Genomic DNA, 6000 nt, shown 5'->3' with positions numbered 1-6000 from the left:
CGGACGCCCAGGGCGGCGGCCTCGGCAAGGCCCTGACCGCCACCGGCCTGCGCCACCTGGCCGCCCAGGGCCTGCCGACGGCCATGCTCTACGTCGACGCCGACAACCCGGCCGCCCTGCGCGTCTACGGGCAACTCGGCTTCGTCACCCACGAGGTGGACCTGATGTACCGCACCGAGTCCTGAAACCTGGGGCGCAGGTCCCGCCCGCCCCGCGGAGCTTTCGCCACACGCCCCGGGGCCACGCGGCCCGATCCGCCCCGATCGGACGCACGGCCACGGGGCGTGTGGCGAAAGCTCCGCGGGGCGGGCGGGACCTGCGCCCCAGGTTTCAGGACTCGGTGCGGTACATCAGGTCCACCTCGTGGGTGACGAAGCCGAGTTGCCCGTAGACGCGCAGGGCGGCCGGGTTGTCGGCGTCGACGTAGAGCATGGCCGTCGGCAGGCCCTGGGCGGCCAGGTGGCGCAGGCCGGTGGCGGTCAGGGCCTTGCCGAGGCCGCCGCCCTGGGCGTCCGGGCGGATGCCCACGACGTAGACCTCGCCCAGCTGCTCCTCGGCGTGCACCTTGGTCCAGTGGAAGCCGATGATCCGGCCGTCCCGGATCGCCAGGAAGAAGCCCTGGGGGTCGAACCAGGGCTCGGCCATGCGGTCGTCCAGGTCGCGCTGGGTGAGCGAGCCCTGCTCGGGGTGGTGGGCGAAGGCGGCGGCGTTCACCGCGAGCCACTCGGCGTCGTCCTCGCCGGGCACGAAGGTGCGGACGGTGACGCCGGGCGGGTAGTCCTGCGGGGCCACCGAGTCGGGGCCCAAGGGGCGGCGCAGCTGGCGCAGTTCACGGAACAGGGTCAGACCGAGGACCTGTGCCATGTGACGGGCGGCCGGCTTTCCGCCGTGGGCCCACATCCGCAGGCGCTTGCCCGAGGCGTCCAGCAGCGTGGTGCCGAGCGCCCGCCCGTGGCCCCGTCCGCGGTGGGAGGGGTGGACGACGAGTTCGGCCGCGGGGGCCTCGACCGGGTCGGTGTCCTCCAGTTGGGCGTAACCGACGAGCAGGCCCTCCACGGTGAGCAGGAAGTGCCGTACGCCCTCCCGGCGTGCTCCGCGCAGTTGCAGCCGGCCCTGCTCGGAGACGGCCTGCATCCCGTCGGACCGGGCGGCCTCGGCCAGCATGGCGGACACGGCGTCGGCCTGTTCGGGGCTCAGTTCGTCGAGGGAGTGGATCTGCCGGCCGGGCTCCGGAATCACTGCGTCGATCGTCATGGGTCCACGGTACGGCGGGTGCGGGCCGTGGCGGCACGGCGCGTGGCGCGGCGACCGGACGCGGCGCCGGTGCCCGGGTGGGCGGTACGTCACCCTTTCGCACGATGGCGCACGATGGCGGGCGATGGCAACCAGGTCGTAACCCGCGCCCCCCTGTCGCGCTACGCGCGTTGACTCTAGGCTGCGGCCCTGCGGGCTGTCGACGAACGGCCCTGCGTCCCACCCCCACGCTGTAACTGACAAGGGGACAGATGTCAGCGAGATCCCAGAACAACCGCGCGACCCGGCGCACCCGGCGTGTGCTCGCCGCCGCCGCGGGCCTCGCCACCGTCGGTGCGCTCGTCGCCGCGATGCCGGCCGGCGCCGCGTCCGGCGACCGGCACGGCGGTCACCACCACAAGCCGCGCACCGTCGATGTGCAGCTGCTCTCCTTCAACGACCTGCACGGCAACCTGGAGCCGCCGGCCGGTTCGTCCGGCACGGTCTCCGAGATCCGGCCCGACGGCACGGTCGCGTCGGTCCCGGCCGGCGGTGTCGAGTACCTGGCGACCTCGCTGCGCACCGCGCGCGCCGGCAACCCGTACTCCGTCACTGCCGCGGCGGGTGACCTGGTCGGCGCGAGCCCGCTGCTCTCGGGCCTGTTCCACGACGAGCCGACCATCGAGGCGCTCAACAAGCTGAACCTCGACGTCGCGGGCGTGGGCAACCACGAGTTCGACGAGGGTGCCGTGGAGCTGGCACGGCTCCAGAACGGCGGCTGCCACCCGGTGGAGGGCTGCTTCGAGGAGGGCACCGAGTTCGAGGGCGCCGACTTCCCCTACCTGGCGGCCAACGTCACCAAGGAGAAGACCGGCAAGCCGATCCTCGAGCCGTACACGGTCTGGCGGAAGAACGGCGTGAAGATCGGCTTCATCGGCGTCACGCTGGAGGGCACGCCGGACATCGTCAGTGCCAACGGCATCAAGGGCCTGAAGTTCCACGACGAGGTCGACACCGTCAACCGGTACGCCCGCGAGCTGGACCGCAAGGGCGTGAAGTCGATCGTGGCGCTGATCCACGAGGGCGGTTCGCCGGCGTCCACCGCGTACAACTACGACTGCGACTCGCCCGGTCCCGGCGACGGCATCTCGGGTCCGATCGCGGAGATCGCCAAGGGCATCACGCCCAAGGTCGACGCGCTGGTGACCGGCCACACCCACCAGGCGTACGTGTGCACGATCCCGGACCCGGCGGGCAAGCCCCGCATGGTCACCTCGGCCTCGTCGTTCGGGAAGCTGTACACGGACACCACGCTCACCTACGACCGGCGCACGGGCGACATCGTCCGTACGGCGGTGACCTCGGCGAACCACATCGTCCGCCGTGACCAGCCCAAGGCGCAGGACATGACGGACCTGATCGCGCGCTGGAACAAGCTGGCGGCGCCGATCGCGAGCCGTCCGCAGGGGTGGATCTCGGCCGACATCGCGGGCCGTGGCTCCGCCGAGCCGGAGAAGCCGCTGGGCAACCTGATCGCGGACGCGCAGCTCGCCGGGCTCCAGCCGGCGGACAAGGGCGGCGCGCAGCTGGCGCTGATGAACCCGGGCGGCATCCGCTCCGACCTGGTCTTCAAGGCGTCGGGCGGCGAGGGCGACGGTGTGGTGACCTACGGCGAGGCCTTCACGGTGCAGCCGTTCACCAACATGATGAACGTCGTGGACCTCACCGGCGCCCAGCTGATCACCACGCTCCAGCAGCAGGTGAGCGGTTCCAACGAGGCGTCGCCGAAGATCCTCCAGGTGTCGAAGGGCCTCACGTACACCCTGGACCTGACGAGGACGGGCGCCGCCCGGATCGTCGTGGACTCGGTGAAGCTGAACGGCGAGGCGATCGACCCGGCGAGGACCTACCGGGTCGCGATGAACGAGTTCCTCGCGGGCGGCGGTGACGGCTTCTCGGTGCTGAAGGAGCACACCAACAAGCTGGTGGGCGCCTCCGACCTGGACGTCTTCAACGCCTACCTGGCCGCCAACTCCTCGGCCGCGGCGCCGATCGCGCCGCCGGCCACGGACCGGATCACCGTCATCCGGTAGGTGCGGTACGTACGGCGAGGGGCGGCGGGCCACGTGCCCGCCGCCTCTTCCGCGTCCGGCGGGGGGTGCCCGCGTCCTGGTGCGGTTGACGCGGACGCGTCATACTCCGCGCCATGGACCGACGGAGATTCCTCGCGGGCTTGGCCGCCGTCCCGGCCGCCGCCCTCATCGGCACCCCCCACGCCGCCGCAGCACCCCGCCGCACCCTGTCCACCAGGGACTGGATGGCCGGTGCCACCGACTCGACGCCCTTGCAGCGACTGACCATTCCCGGCACCCACGACTCCGGCGCCCGCTTCGGCGGACCGTGGTCGGAGTGCCAGAACACCACCATCGCCCAGCAGCTGGAGAGCGGGATCCGCTTCCTCGACGTCCGCTGCCGGGTCACCGGCGGGTCGTTCGCGATCCACCACGGGCCGTCCTACCAGAACATGATGTTCGGCGACGTCCTCGTCGCCTGCCGCGACTTCCTCGCCGCGCAGCCCTCCGAGACCGTGCTGATGAGGGTCAAGCAGGAGTACTCCGGCGAGAGCGACGCCACCTTCCGGGCGGTCTTCGACGACTACCTGGACAACCGCGGCTGGCGCCCGCTGTTCCGCATCGGCGACGGCATCCCCGCACTCGGCGAGGCCCGTGGCCGGGTGGTGCTCCTCGGGGACAACGGCGGACTGCCCGGTGTCCGGTACGCCGACGGCGCCCACTTCGACATCCAGGACGACTGGAACGCCCTGCCCGACCCCAAGTTCTCCAAGATCCAGGCGCACTTCCGCAAGGCGGCGCAGCAGCCCGGCAGGCTCTACGTCAACTACGTGTCCACGTCGGCGTATCTGCCGCCGCGCTGGAACTCGGACAACCTCAACCCGCGCGTCCACGCCTTCGTCGACGGGGCGGAGGCGAGCGGCTGGCGCGGGCTCGGGATCGTCCCCATGGACTTTCCCAACACCCGCGCCGGGCTCGTCGAGTCCCTCATCCGCCACAACGGCTGACCCCGGCAACCCGGCCCGGGGCGCCGCGCCCCGGGCCGGTCACCGCGGCGTCGCTCCGGGGGCCGGCAGGCGGAGCCGCGCCCCGGTGAAACGGGACCGCAGAAGACGGTCGTGGGTGACGACGACCAGCGTGCCCGCGTAGGCGGCGAGTGCCGCCTCCACCTCCTCCACCAGGCCGGGGGAGAGGTGGTTGGTGGGCTCGTCGAGCAGCAGCAGGTCCACCGGGCGGGACAGCAGCAGGGCCAGCTCCAGCCTGCGCCGCTGCCCGGTGGAGAGCGCCCGCACCGGCCGCAGGAGGTCGGTCTCCCGCAGCAGCCCGGTGGCCGCGATCCGGGCGGCCGTCTCCTCGCCGTGCACCTCGGCGGCCGTGCGTCCGTGGGTCACCGGGTCGGCGCCCTGGCGCAGGTGGCCCACCCGCCGGGGGCGGGTGACGCCTCCCGAGGCGGGGACGAGCTCACCCGCCAGCACGCCGAGCAGGGTCGTCTTCCCGGCGCCGTTGGGACCGGTGACCAGCAGCCGGCCGCCGGCCGGGATCTCCAGCGCGTCCAGCGCCAGCCGGCCGGGCACCCGCACGTCCGACAGGAGCACCGGACCCTTCGCGCCGCCCTCGACGGATCCCGTGAAGCGCAGGGGCTCCGCCGGGGGGCGCACCGGATCGTCGGTGAGGCGCAGCACCCTCTCGCGGGCGTTGCGGATGCGGCCCATCGCGCCGTGCGCCCGTGACCGGGCGCGGAAGGCGCCCGCCCCGCTGAAGCCGCGCGGCCCCTTGCGCGGGACCGCCGACAGGCGGGCGATGCCGGTGTCCGCGAGCCTCGACTGCCGGGCGAACTCGGCGCGCCACTCCTCGTACTCCCGTTGCCGGCGCGCCCGGTCCGCCGCCCTGGCGGTGAGGAAGCCCTGGTAGCCGTTGCCGTGGCGGCGGACCGTCCGCCGTTCCGGGTCGACCTCCAGCACGGTGGTGGTCACCCGGTCGAGGAAGGCGCGGTCGTGGGTGACGGCGACGACCGTGCCGGGGTGGGCCAGCAGGTGCTCCTCCAGCCAGGCCACCGCCTCGTCGTCGAGATCGTTGGTCGGCTCGTCGAGCAGCAGCAGTTCGGGAGCGGCCGCGAGGGTCGCGGCGAGCGCCAGCCGGGCCCGGCGGCCCCCGGAGAGGGTGCCGAGTGCACGGTCGCGGTCGAGCGGCGAGCGGTCGCCGAGCCGGTGCAGGGTGCGGGCGACGCGGCGGTCGGCGTCAGGGCCGCCGCGCACCTCGAACTCGGCCAGCAGCCGGGCGTACTCCTGCGCACCGGCCTCGCCGGTGCGGTGCAGCGCCGCCTCGGCGGCCCGGATGCGTCCCTCCAGCCGGCGCAGCGGTGCCAGCGCGAGGTCGATCGCGTCGCCGACGCGGGCCGATCCCGGCAGGCCGAGGGTCTGGGGGAGGTGTCCGGTGCCGCCGGGGGCGACGACGGTGACCGTGCCGGTGTCCGGCTGTTCGGCCCCGGCGAGCAGGCGCAGCAGCGTGGACTTGCCGGAGCCGTTGTCGCCGATCACGCCGGCCTTCTCGCCGGGACGCAGGGCGAAGGTGACCTGGTCGAGCACGACCAGGTCGTCGTAGCGCTTGCCGACGCCGGTCAGGGTCAGCTGGGAGCGGGCGGTGGTGGCGGTGGCGGCTGGGAACAAGGGGCGGCTTCTTCCGTCGGGGGCAGATG

At 73.4% G+C, this 6000-nt stretch carries 5 protein-coding genes; 3 read left to right on the top strand and 2 right to left on the bottom strand.

Annotation, left to right across the window (positions count from 1 at the left end):
• A partial coding sequence (locus EAO77_RS06185) for a GNAT family N-acetyltransferase (protein ID WP_147988980.1) occupies nt 1-185 on the top strand: 185 nt, incomplete at its 5' end.
• 145 nt (nt 186-330) lie between these two features.
• Here EAO77_RS06185 and mshD read toward each other — a convergent pair.
• Nucleotides 331-1254 carry a mycothiol synthase gene (mshD, locus tag EAO77_RS06180; protein WP_147987071.1) on the bottom strand — a complete coding sequence of 308 codons (924 nt, stop codon included), beginning with the start codon at nt 1252-1254 and terminating at the stop codon, nt 331-333.
• A gap of 251 nt (nt 1255-1505) precedes the next feature.
• Between mshD and EAO77_RS06175 the strand changes: the two genes are divergently transcribed.
• Together EAO77_RS06175 and EAO77_RS06170 are read left to right on the top strand one after the other, a co-directional pair.
• The gene (locus EAO77_RS06175) at nt 1506-3326 is read left to right on the top strand and encodes a bifunctional metallophosphatase/5'-nucleotidase (protein WP_147987070.1); all 1821 of its coding nucleotides are present in this window, start codon (nt 1506-1508) and stop codon (nt 3324-3326) included.
• 113 nt (nt 3327-3439) lie between these two features.
• A complete protein-coding gene (locus EAO77_RS06170) occupies nt 3440-4312 on the top strand; it encodes a phosphatidylinositol-specific phospholipase C (RefSeq protein WP_147987069.1) in 873 nt (290 codons plus the stop codon).
• Between the two features lie 39 nt (nt 4313-4351).
• Here the strand turns inward: EAO77_RS06170 and EAO77_RS06165 are convergent, their stop codons facing one another.
• Nucleotides 4352-5971 (bottom strand): ATP-binding cassette domain-containing protein, encoded by a 1620-nt coding sequence (locus EAO77_RS06165; RefSeq protein ID WP_410088279.1) that lies wholly within the window; start codon nt 5969-5971, stop codon nt 4352-4354.
• Between the last annotated feature and the right edge of the window lie 29 nt (nt 5972-6000).

Origin of the sequence: Streptomyces sp. T39, assembly GCF_008042045.1 — a bacterium.
Classification (GTDB): Bacteria; Actinomycetota; Actinomycetes; order Streptomycetales; family Streptomycetaceae; genus Streptomyces.
This window is presented reverse-complemented; position numbering and strand designations above follow the sequence as displayed.

Coding starts and splice junctions, on each gene's coding strand:
- EAO77_RS06175 (WP_147987070.1), top strand. CDS start 1,506: ATGTCAGCGAGATCCCAGAACAACCGCGCGACCCGGCGCACCCGGCGT.
- EAO77_RS06170 (WP_147987069.1), top strand. CDS start 3,440: ATGGACCGACGGAGATTCCTCGCGGGCTTGGCCGCCGTCCCGGCCGCC.
- mshD (WP_147987071.1), bottom strand. CDS start 1,254: ATGACGATCGACGCAGTGATTCCGGAGCCCGGCCGGCAGATCCACTCC.